The sequence below is a fragment of the Achromobacter sp. DH1f genome, from assembly GCF_000633435.1.
In the GTDB taxonomy this organism is placed as follows: domain Bacteria; phylum Pseudomonadota; class Gammaproteobacteria; order Burkholderiales; family Burkholderiaceae_B; genus Achromobacter; species Achromobacter deleyi.
This window is the reverse complement of sequence record NZ_AYMF01000026.1, coordinates 24,140-39,196: the sequence shown is the minus strand read 5'-3', so window position 1 is coordinate 39,196 and position 15,057 is coordinate 24,140. Positions and strand designations below refer to the sequence as shown.

Genomic DNA, 15,057 nt, shown 5'->3' with positions numbered 1-15,057 from the left:
CTGGGTTGGTGGCCGCGGCGGCTATAGCAGGCCGCAGATCAGCGCCACGTGGGCGTCGCGCCGCTCCGGCAGGTTGATGCGTTCGTCCGGCCCCAGCAGGATCGCCATGAAAATGGCATGGACCACCGGCGACAGCAACAGCCACGGATGCCGCAGCGCCACGCCGTCGCCGCACAGGCCGCGTTCGCGGGCCAGCTGCAGCAGGTGGGCGATGTCGGCCTGGTGGGCATCGGCCGTGTCCTCGCGCCAGCGGCGCGCCAGATGCGGCACGCGGTCGCTTTCGGCCAGCAACAGCCGCATGGTGGTAACCATGGCCGGATTGGCCAGGCTGGCATAGAGATGGTTGACCAGGCGTTCGGCCAGGTGCCTGGGCGTGGCCGCGCCCGCAACCAGGGCGTGGGCGTCCAGGCGCGGCGGGCAAAGGTGACGCGCGAGCAAGGCTTCGAAGACCTGTTCCTTGCTGGAAAAATGGGCGTACAGGCCGCCCTTGGACAGCCCGGCCCGCAAGGCGATGTCGTCCATGCGGGCGCCGGCATACCCGGCGGCCGAGAATTCCTGCAACGCGGCGTCGAGGATCTGCCCGACGCGCACGGTCGGGGGGAGACGCTGACGCTGCGTACCCATCACCACTGCTCCCTGTGCGAATTGGCGCGGCATCAAGGCCGGCCAACAGCTTCATTAAAAACCGACCGGTCAGTCGCTAGCTTGATCTGGATCAAGGAAGCCGCAGGGCGGGCGGCGCACAATCGATTCAAGACGTTTGCCGTCGGATCGCCGCGACGCCGGGCCACAAGCTCGGCAGGGCGATGATCCGGCCCCCTTGAGCGCGGCGATGTCGCCGCCCGAACGCCACGGAGCCCACATGTCGGATACGACCCAGCCAGCACGCAAGGACATTGCGATGACCGCAGGCCGGTTCGATGACGCCGCCTGGGGGCAATGGCCGTATTCCTGGTGGCGCCAGGCCTTCATGCAGGCCCGCAACGCCTGGGACGCCCAGGCCCGCCTGCTGCCCCTGGCCAACGACCACCAGCGCGCGCTGGCCGCGTTCGCCGCGCGCCAGTGGCTCGAACCGCTGGCCCCCGACAACCAACCGTTCACCCACCCCCTGGTGCTGCGCCAGACCTGGCAGGAAGGCGGCGCCAACCTGCTGCGCGGTGCGCAGGCCGCCTGGGAAGACGGGCTGCGCCAATGGGGCGGCCTGCCGCCGGCCGGCGCGGAACACTTCCGGCCCGGCCACGAAGTCGCGCTGACTCCTGGCAAGGTGGTGCTGCGCAATCACCTGGCCGAGCTGATCCAGTACCAGCCTGCCACGGCGCGGGTCCGGCCCGAACCGATCTTCATCGTGCCGGCCTGGATCATGAAGTACTACATCCTGGACCTGTCGCCCCACAACTCGCTGATCCGCTACCTGGTCGAACAGGGCCACACCGTGTTCTGCGTGTCGTGGAAGAACCCCGGCGCGGCCGATCGCGACCTGGGGATGGACGACTACCTGCGCCTGGGCGTGCGCGAACCGCTGGCGGCGATCAATGCCATCGTGCCGGGCGCCGCCGTGCATGCCACCGGCTACTGCCTGGGCGGCACGCTGCTGGCCATGGCCGCCGCCGCGATGGCCCGCGAAGGCGACACGCGCCTGGCCAGCCTGAGCCTGCTGGCCGCGCAGACCGACTTTTCCGAACCCGGCGAGCTGGGCCTGTTCATCGACGAATTCCAGGTGGCGCTGCTGCAGGCCGAAATGCAGGCGCTGGGCTACTTTCCTGCGCAGCAGATGAGCGGCGCGTTCCAGCTGTTGCGTTCGCAGCAGCTGGTGTGGGGCCGGATGATCAACGACTACTGGCTGGGCCAGCGGCGGCCGATGACGGACCTGCAGGCCTGGAATGCCGATGCGACCCGCCTGCCGGCGCGCATGCATGGCCAATACCTGCGCGGCCTGTACTTGAACAACGACCTGGCCGCCGGCCGCCATGCCGTGGACGGCCAGCCCGTGAAGCTGGCCGACCTGCGCCTGCCGCTGTTCTGCGTCGGCACCGAAACCGACCACGTGGCCCCCTGGCGTTCGGTCTACAAGCTGCACGGCCTGACGCCCGCGCCGCTGACCTTCGTGCTGACCCGCGGCGGCCACAACGCCGGCATCGTCAGCGAACCCGGCCATCCGCGCCGCGACTTTCGCAGCCTGACGCGGCCGGCGGACCAACCGGCATTGACGCCCGAGCAATGGTTCGAGGCCGCGCCCAAGCACGAGGGTTCATGGTGGCCGCATTGGCAAGCCTGGCTGGCCGAGCGTTCGGGCAAGCCGGCCAAGCCGCCCGCCCTGGGCGCCGCACGCCAGGGTTATCCGGTGCTGGGCGATGCCCCCGGCGCCTACGTGATGGAGAAATGAAGCATGACTCGCCCCCCCCTTGCGCCATGGACCGTCGCCCGCCTGGCGCCGGCCGCCCTGGCCGTGCTGCTGGTGCAGGGCTGCGTGTCGATGGCCCCGCAATACGACCGCCCGGCGCTGCCGGTGGCGGCCACCTATGCCGCCGAAACTGCCGGGCCCGCCTCTGCCGCGCCGACGTCGACGCCGGCCGCGCAGGTCGACTGGCGCGACTACTTTTCGGAACCCACCTTGCAAGGCCTGATCGGCGAGGCGCTGGCGCATAACCGCGACCTGCGCGTGGCGCTGCTGCGGGTCGAAGAAGCGCGTGCGCTCTACGGCATCCAGCGCGCCGACCAGTTTCCGACGCTCGGTGTGCAAGCCGAAGGCACCCGCGCCCGCACGCCGGGCGACCTGAACCTGACCGGCCGGCCCCAGGTGGCCAGCCAATACCAGGCCGGCGTAGGCATGGCGACCTGGGAGCTGGACTTCTGGGGCCGCGTCCGCAGCCTGAAGGACGCCGCGCTGGAAAACTACCTGGCCTCCGATGCCGCCGCCCGCGCCGCCACGCTCAGCCTGGTCACCCAGGTGGCCGACAGTTACCTGTCGCTGCGCGAGCTGGACGAGCGCCTGGCCCTGACCCGCGCCACGATTGCATCGCGCGAGGAATCCCTGCGCATCTTCCGCCGCCGCTACGAAGTCGGCTCGATCTCCAAGCTGGACCTGACCCAGGTGGAAACGCTGTGGCAACAGGCCCGCGCGCTGGGCGCCGATCTGGAGCAGGCCCGCGCCACGCAGGCCCACGCCCTGGAACTCCTGGTCGGCAAGCCGCTGGACCTGCCCCTGCCGCAGGCCGGCCTGGCCGACGACGCGGTGATGCGCGACCTGCCAGCCGGGCTGCCGTCGGACCTGCTGGCCAACCGCCCCGACATCGTCGCGGCCGAACACCAGTTGCGCGCCGCCAACGCCAACATCGGCGCGGCCCGTGCCGCGTTCTTTCCCCGCATCACGCTGACGGGCGCCGTCGGCACCGCCAGCGCCGAACTCGACGGCCTGTTCGGCAGCGGCAGCCGCGCCTGGAACTTCACGCCCAGCCTGGACCTGCCGATCTTCGATGCCGGCCGCCGCAGCGCCAACCTGGATTTGGCCGAAGTGCGCCGCGACCAGGCCGTGGCCGGCTACGAACAATCCATCCAGAGCGCGTTCAAGGACGTCTCGGACGCGCTGTCGGCGCGCCGCTGGCTGGCCGAACAGGTGCAGGTGCTGCGCGCCACCGTGGCCGCCCAGGCCGAGCGCGCGCGCCTGGCCAAGCTGCGCTATGACCATGGCGCCTCGCCCTACCTGGAAGTGCTGGACGCCCAGCGCGACCTGCTGGCGGCGCAGCAGACGCTGGTGCAGACCCGCCGCGCGCTGCTGTCGGCCCGCGTCGGCCTGTATGCCGCGCTGGGCGGCGGCACCCAGGCGCCCGCCGCGCCCTCCTCGATCCCCCCCGGAAACGCATCATGAAGCTGCCTACCCGAAAACTGATTCCCGTCCTGATCGTCCTGGCTGTCGCCGCCGCCGGCTATGGCGGCTGGCGCATGCTGTCCGACAACGGCCCCGGCGAAGGCTTCATCAGCGGCAACGGCCGCATCGAAGCCACCGAGATCGACGTGGCCACCAAACTGGCCGGCCGCGTGCAGGACGTGCTGGCCGCCGAGGGCGATTTCGTCGCCGCCGGCCAGCCGCTGGCGCGCATGCAGATCGATACGCTGACCGCGCAGCGCGAAGAAGCGCGCGCCCAGCATCAGCAGGCCATCAACAACGCCGCCAGCGCCAGCGCCCAGATCGCGCAACGCGAAAGCGACAAGCTCGCGGCCGAAGCCGTGGTAGTGCAGCGCGAGAGCGAACTGGATGCTGCCCGGCGCCGCCTGGCGCGCTCGGAAACGCTGTCGCGCGAAGGCGCATCATCGATCCAGGAACTGGATGACGACCGGGCCCGCGTACGCAGCGCCCAGGCCGCCGTCAATGCGGCGCGCGCGCAGGTCAAGGCCGCCGAAGCCGCCATCGACGCGGCCCGCGCCGCCCAGGTGGGCGCACAGTCGGCCGTGAACGCCGCACAGGCCACCATTGCCCGCATCGACGCCGACATCGCCGACAGCGAACTGCGCGCCCCGCGCGCCGGCCGCGTGCAATACCGCGTGGCGCAGTCCGGCGAAGTGCTGGGCGCGGGCGGCAAGGTGCTGAACATGGTGGACCTGGCCGACGTCTACATGACCTTCTTCCTGCCCGAGCAGGCCGCCGGCCGCGTGGCGCTGGGCCAGGACGTGCGCATCATCCTGGACGCCGCGCCGCAGTACGTGATTCCGGCCAAGGTGTCGTTCGTGGCCAGCACCGCGCAGTTCACGCCCAAGACGGTCGAGACCGCCACCGAACGCCAGAAGCTGATGTTCCGCGTCAAGGCGCAGATCGACCCGGCGCTGCTGCAGCAGCACCTGACCCAGGTCAAGACCGGACTGCCCGGCGTGGCCTGGCTGAAGCTGGACGGCGAGGCCGCCTGGCCCGCCACGCTTGAAGTCAAGGTGCCCTGATGAACACCGCCACGACAGCCTCGTTCCCCGCCCCGGTGGTGCAGCTGTCGGGGGTGGCGTTGCGCTATGGCAAGACCGTGGCGCTGGACGGCATCACGCTGGACATTCTCGCCGGCCGCATGGTGGGCCTGATCGGCCCCGACGGCGTGGGCAAGTCGAGCCTGCTGGCCCTGGTGGCCGGCTCGCGCGCGGTGCAGGAAGGCTCGGTGCAGGTGCTCGACGGCGACATGGCCAGCAAGCGCCACCGCGACGACGTCTGCCCGCGCATCGCCTACATGCCGCAAGGGCTGGGCAAGAACCTGTACCCCACCCTGTCGGTGGAAGAAAACCTGCAGTTCTTCGGCCGCCTGTTCGGCCACAGCGAGGCCGAGCGCCGCCGCCGCATCGACAGCCTGACCCGCAGCACCGGCATGGACGCCTTCCTGTCGCGGCCCGCGGGCAAGCTGTCCGGCGGCATGAAGCAGAAACTGGGCCTGTGCTGCGCGCTGATCCACGACCCCGACCTGCTGATCCTGGACGAACCCACCACCGGCGTCGACCCCTTGGCGCGCGCCCAGTTCTGGGACCTGATCAACCAGATCCGCCGCGAACGCAGCGGCATGAGCGTCATCGTCGCCACCGCCTACATGGACGAGGCGCAGCGCTTTGACTGGCTGATCGCCATGGACGAAGGCCGCGTGCTGGCCACCGGCACGCCCGACGAACTGCGCGCCCGCACCGGCACCGATTCGCTCGAAGCCGCGTTCATCGCCTTGCTGCCCGAAGAAAAGCGGCGTGGCCACCAACCCGTGGAAATCACGCCGCTGGCGCTGGACGACAACGCCCCCATCGCCATCGAGGCGCGCGACCTGACCATGCGCTTTGGCGACTTCGTGGCGGTGGACCACGTCAACTTCCGCATCCGCAAAGGCGAAATCTTCGGCTTCCTGGGTTCGAACGGCTGCGGCAAGTCCACCACCATGAAAATGCTGACCGGCCTGCTGCCGGCCAGCGAGGGCCAGGCCTGGCTGTTCGGCGCCGAGGTCGACCCGAAGAACATCGACACGCGCCGCCGCGTGGGCTACATGTCGCAGGCTTTCTCGCTGTACGGCGAACTGACCGTGCGGCAGAACCTGGTGCTGCATGCGCGGCTGTTCCACGTGCCCGAGGCCGACATCCCTGCCCGCGTCGACGAGATGGTGGCGCGCTTTGACCTGGCCGACGCGCTGGACGACCTGCCGGACAAGCTGCCGATGGGCGTGCGCCAGCGCCTGTCGCTGGCGGTGGCCATGGTGCACAAGCCCGAACTGCTGATCCTGGACGAACCGACCTCGGGCGTGGACCCGGTGGCGCGCGACAATTTCTGGCGCCTGCTGATCGCGCTGGCGCGGCAGGACCAGGTCACGATCTTCATTTCCACCCACTTCATGAACGAGGCCCAGCGCTGCGACCGCATGTCGCTGATGCACGCGGGCAAGGTGCTGGTGAGCGCATCGCCGGACGAGATCATCCGGCTGCGCGGCGCCAAGACGCTGGAAGAGGCCTTCATTGCGTACCTGATCGACGCGGGTGCGGGCACGCAGCCCGGCAAGACCGAGGAGGTCTCGACGCAAGCTGCGACGGCAGCGGCGGAAAACACGCTGGACACAGCGGCGCCTGCGGTCCACCCGGAACATCGCGGCTTCAACCTGCAACGCATGTTCAGCTACATGTGGCGCGAAACGCTGGAACTGCGCCGCGACCCGGTGCGCGCCACGCTGGCGCTGGCCGGTTCGCTGCTACTGATGTTCGTCATCGGCTTTGGCATCAGCCTGGACGTGGAAGACCTGCGCTACGCGGTGATGGACCGCGACCAGACCACGTTGAGCCAGAACTACAGCCTGAACCTGGCCGGCTCGCGCTACTTCATCGAGCAGCCGCCCATCACCGACTACCAGGACATGGACGCCCGCATGCGCAGCGGCGAGCTGTCGCTGGCGATCGAGATTCCGCAAGGCTTTGCGCGCGACGCCGAACGCGGCCGCAACGCGCAGATCGGCGTCTGGATCGACGGCGCCATGCCGCAGCGCGCCGAGACCATACGCGGCTACGTGCTGGGCATGCACCAGGGCTGGCTGCAGCAGCAGGCGCGCGAACGCCTGGGCGCGGGCGCGACGCAACCCTTCAGCATCGAAACGCGCTTTCGCTACAACCCCGACGTGCGCAGCCTGCCCGCCATGGTGCCGGCCGTGATCCCGCTACTGCTCCTGATGATGCCGGCGATGCTGACGGCGCTGGCGGTGGTGCGCGAAAAGGAATTAGGCTCGATCATCAACCTGTACGTTACGCCGGTGACGCGGCTGGAATTCCTGCTGGGCAAGCAGGGGCCGTACGTGGCGCTGGCGATGCTGAACTTCCTGCTGATGACGCTGCTGGCGGTGACGCTGTTCGGCGTGCCCATCACCGGCAGCTTCCTGACCTTGCTGGCCGCCGCGCTGATCTACAACGTGGTCGCCACCGCCATCGGCCTGTTGGCCTCGACCTTCACCCGCAGCCAGATCGCGGCGCTGTTCTTCACCATGATCGGCACGCTGGTGCCGGCCGTGCAGTTCGCCGGGCTGCTCAATCCGGTGTCGTCGCTGGAAGGCGGCGGCAAGCTGATCGGCCAGGTCTACCCCGCCACCCACATGCTCACCATCAGCCGCGGCGTCTTCAGCAAGGCGCTGGACTTCTCCAACCTGCAAGGCGCGTTCTGGCCCTTGCTGGTGGCGATTCCCGTCATCCTGGGCGCGTCGGTGCTGTTGTTGAAGAAGCAGGAGACCTGATCATGCTGCGACATGCCGCCAATATCTTCCGGCTGGGCGTGAAAGAGCTGTGGAGCCTGGCGCGCGATCCGATGATGCTGGTGCTGATCGGCGTGTCGTTCACGCTGATGATCTACACCGCCGCCACGGCCGTGCCCGAATCGCTGCACAACGCCGCCATCGCCGTGGTCGACGAGGACGTCTCGCCGCTGTCCTCGCGTATCGCGTCGGCGTTCTATCCGCCGCACTTCACCCGGCCGCAGATGATCGATTCGGCCGAGGCCGACGCCGGCATGGACGCCGGGCGCTATACCTTCGCCGTCAACATCCCACCGAATTTCCAGCGCGACGTGCTGGCGGGCCGCCCCGCGCAGATCCAGCTGAACGTGGACGCCACCCGCATGAGCCAGGCGTTCACGGGCAGCAACTATATCCAGCAGATCATCACCGACGAGATCAACGAATTCGTGCAGCGCTACCGCAAGCCGACCGAGCTGCCGGTGGACCTGGCGGTGCGCATGCGTTTCAACCCGAACCTGACGCAGGCGTGGTTCGGCAGCCTGATGGAAATCATCAACAACGTCACGATGCTGTCCATCATCCTGACCGGCGCCGCGCTGATCCGCGAGCGTGAACACGGCACCATCGAGCACTTGCTGGTGATGCCTGTAACACCTACCGAGATCATGCTGGCGAAAGTCTGGTCGATGGGGCTGGTCGTACTGGTGTCCGCTGCGCTATCGTTGACATTCGTGGTGCGCGGCCTGTTGCAGGTGCCAGTCGAAGGATCGGTGGCGCTGTTCCTGGTAGGCGTGGCGCTGCACCTGTTCGCGACCACCGCCATGGGCATCTTCATGGCGACGCTGGCGCGCAGCATGCCGCAATTCGGCATGTTGCTCGTCCTGGTGCTGCTGCCCTTGCAGATGCTGTCCGGCGGCACCACCCCGCGCGAAAGCATGCCCGACTTCGTGCAGAACATCATGCTGGCCGCCCCCACCACCCACTTCGTGGAACTCGGCCAGGCCATTCTCTTTCGCGGCGCGGGATTGAGCGTCGTCTGGCAACCTTTCCTGGCGTTGGCGCTGATCGGCAGCGTCCTGTTCGCCTTCTCTTTGACGCGCTTTCGCAAGACCCTCAGCCAGATGGCGTGAGGCCTGTGTATTCGTTGGCCCTTATTACTCTCTTAAAAGGACGCATGATGAAGAAGACAACCGCCCCCACGCCCCCGGATCTTGCCGGCGCCAATGTCGCCTATTGCAAGCGCCTGGCCGAACTGGCCCAGGAAAGCCAGCAGCGCTGGCTGCAGTTGAGCCAACGCCTGGCCGGCGACACCGCAGGCCAGTACTTTGCCTCGTTCGGACCGCTGAAGGTCGACGGCAACTGGCAGAGCATCGCCCCGGCCCTGGGCGAAGCCACGCGCAAGCACTGGCAATGCCAGCTGGAAGCCAGCCAGGCCATCACCCATGCCGCGCTCGAAGACCAGGCGGCGCTGGCCGCCGGTGTCAGCGAAGCCTTCAGCGGCTGGCTCAGCAATGCCTCGGCTGCGGCCACGGGCGGCCTCACGGCCTCGCCGCTGACGCGCATGTGGTCCAGCTTTTCCGAGCAGATGACCTCGGCATGCTCGGCCATGCAGGAAGCCACCCAGGTCGGGGCGCGCCATGGGCGCTAAGCGCACGGCGCTCGTCACCGGCGGCGCGGGGTGCCTGGGCCGCGCCATCGCCCGGGCGCTGCACGACGCTGGCCACGACGTGATCGTCACGTACCATTCCAGCGAAGAGGCCACCCGTGCCTGGCTGGCCGACGAGGCGGCCCAGGGCCGGCGCTATGACATGGTCAAGGTGGACGTGGCCGACTATGCCTCGTGCCAGGCGCTGGCCCGGCGCCTGGAAGATGATGGCCGCCAGATCGACATCCTGATCAACAACGCCGGCATCACGCGCGACGCCAGCCTGCGCAAGATGAGCTACGAGAACTGGAACGAGGTCATGCGCAGCAACCTCGATTCCATGTTCAACGTGACGCAGCCGCTGTGCGGGCCGATGGCCGACCGTGGCTGGGGCCGCATCGTGAATATCTCATCGGTGAACGGGTCCAAGGGCGCATTTGGGCAGACCAACTACGCGGCGTCCAAGGCCGGCATCCACGGATTCACCAAGGCGTTGGCGCTGGAACTGGCCAAGAAGAACGTCACGGTCAATACCGTGTCGCCGGGCTACCTGGCCACGGCGATGGTCAAGGCCGTGCCCGAAGACGTATTGAAGGAAAAGATCCTGCCGCAGATTCCGCTGGGACGGCTGGGGGAACCCGATGAAATCGCCGCGCTGGTGGCGTTCATCTGCAGCGATGCGGCGGCGTTCATGACCGGCAGCAATGTCGCCATGAACGGCGGGCAGCATATGTACTGAGGCCTGCTCGCCTGCCTGGAGCACGGGCGCTTGCGATGGCGTGCGCCCGTGCGCCTGCTCACGACGGGCGCGGCCGGCTCACGCCGCCGGCGCGCCCAATTCCTCGACCAGGAAATCCACCAGCGCCCGCACCTTGGCCACCATGTGGCGGCGCGACGGATACACCGCGTAGACCTCCGTCTGCACGGGCACCCAATCCGGCAGCACCGCCTGCAAGGCGCCGCGGTCCAGGTCGGCCTGCACATACACGCGCGGCACCAGGCTCACGCCAAACCCTGCCCGCAAGGCATCGCAGACTGCCAGGCTGGAACTGACCTGGTAGCGGCCCCGCGCCGGGATGCGTTCCACCTGCCCCGCGCGCTGGAAAGTCCATTCATCGGCATGCCCCGACAACGTGAAGCGCACGCATTCCAGGCGCCGCAGGTCGGCGGGCTGGACCGGCACCCCATGCTGCTGGAAATACGCCGGCGCGCCGCACAGCACGTGATCCAGCGTCAGCAGCTTGCGGGCCACCAGACTGGAGTCTTCCAGCCGGTCGCTGCCGCGAATGGCCACGTCGAAGCCTTCCTTCACCAGGTCGATGCGGCGGTCTTCCAGGTGCAGGTCCAGCGACAGGCGCGGATAGCGCGCCAGAAAGCGCGGCATGGCGCCCGCCAGCAGCGTCAGGCTGAGCGACAGCGGCGCGCTCACGCGCAGCGTGCCGGCGGGTTCTTGTTGCAGCGGCCCCAGTGACGACTCGGCCTCGTGCAGGTCATCCAGAATGCGAGCGACCTGGTCGTAGTACTGCCGCCCCGCCTCGGTCAGGCTCATGCGGCGGGTGGTGCGATTCAAGAGGCGCGCCGCCACGTGGGCTTCGAGTTCGGCGATGTTCTTGCTGACAGCGGCCGGCGACAGCCCCAACTGGCGCGAGGCCGCCGCAAAACCGCCCTGCTCCACCACCTGGCGAAACACCTTGAGCGCGGTGAGATGATCCATGGATTCCCCGGGGATGATCATTCACTGCCAGTGAATGATGTTGCCATTGGAATGGATATTATCGCGGCCTGGCGATTCAATTAGCCTGTCGGTATGGATGCCGCGCCCATGCCCGGCCCGTCTTGCCCTTCCAAGGAATTCTCGCCATGAGCCGCAGCACCGACCTGCTCCTGACCGCGGTGGCCCCGGCCATCTGGGGCAGCACCTATGTCGTCACCACCCTGATGCTGCCGCAGGGCTACCCCCTGACGGTAGCCATGCTGCGCGCCCTGCCCGCCGGCATCCTGCTGTTGCTGGCCGTGCGGCAACTGCCGCAGGGCATCTGGTGGCTGCGCGCCTTTGTCCTGGGTGCGCTGAACTTCTCGGTGTTCTGGGCGCTGCTGTTCGTAGCCGCCTACCGCCTGCCCGGCGGCGTGGCCGCGACGCTGGGCGCGATCCAGCCGCTGGTGGTCATCCTGCTGGCGCGCGCCTTGCTGGGCTCGCCCGTGCGCGGCCTGGCGGTGCTGGCGGCGCTGGCCGGCATCGGCGGCGTGGCCTTGCTGGTGCTGGGCCCCAAGACCGCGCAGGACCCTGTCGGTGTGACGGCCGGCCTGTTCAGCGCGGCGTCCATGGCCCTGGGCACCGTGCTCAGCCGCCGCTGGCAGCCGCCGGTGTCGGCGCTGACCTTTACCTCGTGGCAGCTGACGGCGGGTGGCGTGCTGCTGCTGCCGGTGGCGTTGCTGGCCGAACCGGCCCTGCCGCCGGTCACGGCCCTGAACGTGCTGGGCATCGCCTACCTGGGGCTGATCGGCGCGGCGCTGACCTACGTGATCTGGTTTCGCGGCATTGCTCGGCTGGAACCCGCGGTGGTGTCGTCGCTGGGATTCCTGAGCCCGGTCACCGCCGTGCTGTTGGGCTGGGCGCTGCTGGACCAGCGCCTGAGCGCGGCGCAGATGGCCGGCATGGTGATCGTGGTGGGCAGCGTCTGGCTCAGTCAGCACGTGCAGCGCCGCGCCGCAGTCAGTGCCACGGCTAGCGCCGCAGCCGTTCCAGCAGGAAATCCACAAACGTCCGCACCCGCAGCGACACGTGGCGCACGTGCGGATAAAGCAGGGTGAACGAACGCGTTGCCCCGCCGAACTGCGGCAGCACCTCGACCAGGTCACCACGCCGCAGGTCGTCCTGCACTGTGAAGCGATAGACCTGGAACAGCCCCGCGCCATGGCGCGCCAGGCTCAGCCCGCCCAGCACATCACCCGAGCAGCTGGTGCCGCCCGAGGTCGGCACATCGATCTGGCGGCCACCCAGCATGAAGATCCACGGAATGTTGCGCCCCGTACTGGGCAACTCGAACTGGATGCAGTCGTGCTGCCGCAGGTCTTCCAGCGTCTGTGGCGTGCCCGCGCGCCGCAGGTAGCCGGGTGCGGCCACCAGCACCAGCTCGGCGTCTTCGAGCTTGCGCGCGACCAGGTTCGAATCAGGCGGCAGGCGCCCGCGAACCGCCAGGTCGTAGCCTTCTTCGGCAAAGTCGATATTGCGGTTGCTGATATGCACGTCGACGTGCACCTGCGGATAGCGCTGGCGGAATTCCCCCAGCAACGGCAGCACGCGATGATGGGCATAGGGCGTGGGCAGGCTGATGCGCAGCTTGCCGGCCGGTTCGGCCTGCTGGCCGGTGACTTCACGTTCGGCCTCGGTCAATAGCGACAGCGCCGAGCGGCATTGCTCCATGTACCGCTGGCCTGCCGCCGTCAGGCCGATCTGGCGCGTGGTGCGCACGAACAGGCGCACGCCCAGCCGTTCTTCCAGTCGCGACACCGACCGGCTGACCGCCGCCGGCGTCACCCCCGCGGCGTTGGCCGCCGCCGTGAAGCTCTGCAATTCCGCCGCCAGGCAGAACAGCTCGACGCTGCCCAGCATCAGGTCTTCAAAACGTCTTTGCATGGATGGCGCGCCTATTCATTACATGGTGTATGCATTGATTTGATATTTGGTGTGTTTATCACGTTTTAAGTCATAAGTAGAGTGGGGTTTCCTTCTTCTCACCCCGGAAATCCATCATGTCCAAACCAGCCAAGACCATCATCGTGACCGGCGCCTCCAGCGGCATCGGCCTGGCCATCGCCCGCGCCTATCTGGAACGCGGCGACAACGTCGTGGGCAATGCCCGCAGCGCCGAACGCCTGGCACAGGCTGCCCGCCAATTGGGCAACCCGCCGCGCTTCCTGGGCGTGGCCGGCGACATCGGCCAGCCCGACACCGCGCGCCTGCTGTTCGATCGGGCCACCGAAGCCTTCGGCCGCGTCGACGTGCTGGTCAACAATGCCGGCATCTTCATCGCCAAGCCCGTGGGCGACTACAGCGTCGACGACGCCGAGGCGCTGTTCAGCACCAACCTGAAGGGCTTTTTCTACCCGTCGCAGCAAGCGGCCGCGCACATGGCGGCGCACGGCGGCGGCCATATCGTCAACATCACGGCCAGCATCGGCCTGCAACCGGTGCAGCAAGTGCCCGCGCTGCTGCCGGTACTGGTCAAGGGCGGGCTGAACCAGGCCACCAAGGCGCTGGCGCTGGAACTGGCGCCGCACAACATCCTGGTCAACGCGGTGGCGCCGGGTATCATCGCCACGCCGATGCATGACGGCGGCGACACCGATTTCCTGGACCGCCTGTCGCCGTCCGGCCGCCGTGGCGCACCGCGCGACGTGGTCGATGCTGTGCTGTATCTGACCGACTCGTCGTTCACGTCCGGCGCCATCATCCCCGTCGACGGCGGCGCCACCGCCGGCCGCTGGTAAGCCCGAACCCACCGGCGCCGGCCGTCAGGCCAGCGCCGTTTTCCCAAGGAGACCGACATGCCGTACATCAACATCCAGATCACCCGCGAAGGCGTCACGCGGGAACAGAAGGCCGAACTCATCAAAGGCGCCACCGACCTGATGGTGCGCGTGCTGGGCAAGGACCCGCAGGCCACCTTCGTCGTCATCGAAGAGGTCGACACCGACAGCTGGGGCGTGGGCGGCGAGACCGTCACGGTGCTGCGCCAGCGCCAGCGCGCCGCCAAAGACGCGCCATCGACATAGTCGTATCCATCGATAACAAACCGCCGAAAACCCATGGCGCGCCGCGTGTCGCCGTAGCATGATCGTGGCTCCATACACAGTCGGGAGACTCACCATGGGCAGCACACCAACCATCATTCTGGCGCACGGCTTCTGGGGCGGCGCCGCGCATTGGGGCCGGGTCATCCTGGCCCTGTCGCGTCTGGGGCACAAAGACCTGCACGCGGTCGAGTTACCGCTGACCTCGCTGGCCGACGACGCCGAGCGCACCCGCAAGATGATCGCGCAGCAATCCGGCCCCGTGCTGCTGGTGGGCCATTCGTATGGCGGCGCCGTCATCACCGAGGCCGGCAACCAGCCCAACGTCGCGGGCCTGGTGTACATCGCCGCGTTCGCGCCGGACGCGGGCGAAAGCCCGGGCGGCATCACCGAACAGCACCTGCCCGTGGCCGCCCCCAACCTGGCGCCGGACAGCGACGGCTATCTGTGGCTGCGCGCCGATAAATTCCATGAAAGCTTCTGCCAGGACCTGAGTGCCGACGACGCCCTGGTGATGGCGGTCACGCAGAAGGCGCCCCTGGCCAGCACGTTCGGCGACAAGGTCAGCGTGCCGGCGTGGCGCAACAAGCCGTCGTGGTATCAGCTGTCCACCCAGGACCGCATGATCGCCCCCGAAAACCAGGAAAAGATGTCGGCGCGCATGCAGCCGCGCAAGGTGGTCAAGCTGGACGCCAGCCACGCCTCGCTGGCGTCGCGGGCCGACGAAGTGGCCGCGCTGATCGACGAGGCGGCGCGCGCCTAGGCCGGCGCCCTGGGGACGCGTCCGGCACAGGCGCCCCCAAGCCCGCGCTTGCATTGCATCGCCCACGATATCAAGCAGCACAGCCTGACCGCTGTGCTGCTTTTTTTGTAACGCGCAAGCCTGTCCCCCACTTCGGAGAATGC

General features: G+C 68.3%; 14 protein-coding genes. 11 read left to right on the top strand and 3 right to left on the bottom strand.

From position 1 onward, the window contains the following. Nucleotides 1-21: 21 nt before the first annotated feature. Nucleotides 22-624 carry a TetR/AcrR family transcriptional regulator gene (locus tag U858_RS0122225; protein ID WP_025139362.1) on the bottom strand — a complete coding sequence of 201 codons (603 nt, stop codon included), beginning with the start codon at nucleotides 622-624 and terminating at the stop codon, nucleotides 22-24. 238 nt (nucleotides 625-862) lie between these two features. On the opposite strand from U858_RS0122225, the gene U858_RS0122220 reads away from it, so the two are divergent. Genes U858_RS0122220 through phbB form a run of 7 tightly spaced genes read left to right on the top strand, consistent with a single transcriptional unit; the run spans nucleotide 863 to nucleotide 10,096 of the window. After that, nucleotides 863-2,383: an alpha/beta hydrolase gene (locus tag U858_RS0122220; protein WP_081821689.1), complete on the top strand. Its 1,521-nt coding sequence runs from the start codon at nucleotides 863-865 to the stop codon at nucleotides 2,381-2,383. A gap of 3 nt (nucleotides 2,384-2,386) precedes the next feature. Further along, the gene (locus tag U858_RS0122215) at nucleotides 2,387-3,865 is read left to right on the top strand and encodes an efflux transporter outer membrane subunit (protein WP_025139360.1); all 1,479 of its coding nucleotides are present in this window, start codon (nucleotides 2,387-2,389) and stop codon (nucleotides 3,863-3,865) included. Next, nucleotides 3,862-4,929: an HlyD family secretion protein gene (locus U858_RS0122210; RefSeq protein ID WP_025139359.1), complete on the top strand. Its 1,068-nt coding sequence runs from the start codon at nucleotides 3,862-3,864 to the stop codon at nucleotides 4,927-4,929. The genes U858_RS0122215 and U858_RS0122210 overlap by 4 nt, the downstream gene beginning before the upstream one ends. Then, nucleotides 4,929-7,712 carry a ribosome-associated ATPase/putative transporter RbbA gene (rbbA, locus tag U858_RS0122205; protein ID WP_025139358.1) on the top strand — a complete coding sequence of 928 codons (2,784 nt, stop codon included), beginning with the start codon at nucleotides 4,929-4,931 and terminating at the stop codon, nucleotides 7,710-7,712. Before U858_RS0122210 ends, rbbA begins: the two co-directional genes overlap by 1 nt. A 2-nt stretch (nucleotides 7,713-7,714) precedes the next feature. After that, complete coding sequence (locus tag U858_RS0122200) at nucleotides 7,715-8,842, top strand: ABC transporter permease (RefSeq protein ID WP_025139357.1); 1,128 nt, start codon at nucleotides 7,715-7,717, stop codon at nucleotides 8,840-8,842. Between the two features lie 47 nt (nucleotides 8,843-8,889). After that, a complete protein-coding gene (locus tag U858_RS0122195) occupies nucleotides 8,890-9,360 on the top strand; it encodes a hypothetical protein (RefSeq protein WP_042885419.1) in 471 nt (156 codons plus the stop codon). Further along, complete coding sequence (gene phbB, locus U858_RS0122190; protein ID WP_025139355.1) at nucleotides 9,350-10,096, top strand: acetoacetyl-CoA reductase; 747 nt, start codon at nucleotides 9,350-9,352, stop codon at nucleotides 10,094-10,096. Before U858_RS0122195 ends, phbB begins: the two co-directional genes overlap by 11 nt. 78 nt (nucleotides 10,097-10,174) lie before the next feature. On the opposite strand, the gene U858_RS0122185 is transcribed toward phbB, so the two are convergent. Next, nucleotides 10,175-11,071 (bottom strand): LysR family transcriptional regulator, encoded by an 897-nt coding sequence (locus U858_RS0122185; RefSeq protein WP_025139354.1) that lies wholly within the window; start codon nucleotides 11,069-11,071, stop codon nucleotides 10,175-10,177. A gap of 146 nt (nucleotides 11,072-11,217) precedes the next feature. On the opposite strand from U858_RS0122185, the gene U858_RS0122180 reads away from it, so the two are divergent. Beyond that, nucleotides 11,218-12,168, top strand: coding sequence for an EamA family transporter (locus U858_RS0122180; protein WP_025139353.1), 951 nt, complete (start codon nucleotides 11,218-11,220; stop codon nucleotides 12,166-12,168). Here U858_RS0122180 and U858_RS0122175 read toward each other — a convergent pair. Next, the gene (locus U858_RS0122175; protein WP_025139352.1) at nucleotides 12,083-12,994 is read right to left on the bottom strand and encodes a LysR family transcriptional regulator; all 912 of its coding nucleotides are present in this window, start codon (nucleotides 12,992-12,994) and stop codon (nucleotides 12,083-12,085) included. The two genes, U858_RS0122180 and U858_RS0122175, sit on opposite strands and share 86 nt — an antisense overlap. A gap of 116 nt (nucleotides 12,995-13,110) precedes the next feature. On the opposite strand from U858_RS0122175, the gene U858_RS0122170 reads away from it, so the two are divergent. The 3 genes from U858_RS0122170 to U858_RS0122160 all read left to right on the top strand — a co-directional run bounded on the left by U858_RS0122170 (nucleotide 13,111) and on the right by U858_RS0122160 (nucleotide 14,914). Beyond that, nucleotides 13,111-13,848: an SDR family NAD(P)-dependent oxidoreductase gene (locus U858_RS0122170; RefSeq protein WP_025139351.1), complete on the top strand. Its 738-nt coding sequence runs from the start codon at nucleotides 13,111-13,113 to the stop codon at nucleotides 13,846-13,848. A gap of 57 nt (nucleotides 13,849-13,905) precedes the next feature. Next, complete coding sequence (locus U858_RS0122165) at nucleotides 13,906-14,133, top strand: 4-oxalocrotonate tautomerase family protein (RefSeq protein WP_025139350.1); 228 nt, start codon at nucleotides 13,906-13,908, stop codon at nucleotides 14,131-14,133. A gap of 94 nt (nucleotides 14,134-14,227) precedes the next feature. Further along, the gene (locus tag U858_RS0122160; protein ID WP_029954206.1) at nucleotides 14,228-14,914 is read left to right on the top strand and encodes an alpha/beta hydrolase; all 687 of its coding nucleotides are present in this window, start codon (nucleotides 14,228-14,230) and stop codon (nucleotides 14,912-14,914) included. Nucleotides 14,915-15,057: the final 143 nt, after the last annotated feature.

Excerpts from the sequence above, each read along its gene's own strand:
- U858_RS0122210 (WP_025139359.1), top strand. The coding sequence starts at position 3,862 with ATGAAGCTGCCTACCCGAAAACTGATTCCCGTCCTGATCGTCCTGGCT.
- U858_RS0122185 (WP_025139354.1), bottom strand. The coding sequence starts at position 11,071 with ATGGATCATCTCACCGCGCTCAAGGTGTTTCGCCAGGTGGTGGAGCAG.
- U858_RS0122200 (WP_025139357.1), top strand. The coding sequence starts at position 7,715 with ATGCTGCGACATGCCGCCAATATCTTCCGGCTGGGCGTGAAAGAGCTG.
- phbB (WP_025139355.1), top strand. The coding sequence starts at position 9,350 with ATGGGCGCTAAGCGCACGGCGCTCGTCACCGGCGGCGCGGGGTGCCTG.
- U858_RS0122225 (WP_025139362.1), bottom strand. The coding sequence starts at position 624 with ATGGGTACGCAGCGTCAGCGTCTCCCCCCGACCGTGCGCGTCGGGCAG.
- U858_RS0122180 (WP_025139353.1), top strand. The coding sequence starts at position 11,218 with ATGAGCCGCAGCACCGACCTGCTCCTGACCGCGGTGGCCCCGGCCATC.
- U858_RS0122170 (WP_025139351.1), top strand. The coding sequence starts at position 13,111 with ATGTCCAAACCAGCCAAGACCATCATCGTGACCGGCGCCTCCAGCGGC.
- U858_RS0122165 (WP_025139350.1), top strand. The coding sequence starts at position 13,906 with ATGCCGTACATCAACATCCAGATCACCCGCGAAGGCGTCACGCGGGAA.
- U858_RS0122220 (WP_081821689.1), top strand. The coding sequence starts at position 863 with ATGTCGGATACGACCCAGCCAGCACGCAAGGACATTGCGATGACCGCA.
- rbbA (WP_025139358.1), top strand. The coding sequence starts at position 4,929 with ATGAACACCGCCACGACAGCCTCGTTCCCCGCCCCGGTGGTGCAGCTG.
- U858_RS0122215 (WP_025139360.1), top strand. The coding sequence starts at position 2,387 with ATGACTCGCCCCCCCCTTGCGCCATGGACCGTCGCCCGCCTGGCGCCG.
- U858_RS0122195 (WP_042885419.1), top strand. The coding sequence starts at position 8,890 with ATGAAGAAGACAACCGCCCCCACGCCCCCGGATCTTGCCGGCGCCAAT.
- U858_RS0122160 (WP_029954206.1), top strand. The coding sequence starts at position 14,228 with ATGGGCAGCACACCAACCATCATTCTGGCGCACGGCTTCTGGGGCGGC.
- U858_RS0122175 (WP_025139352.1), bottom strand. The coding sequence starts at position 12,994 with ATGCAAAGACGTTTTGAAGACCTGATGCTGGGCAGCGTCGAGCTGTTC.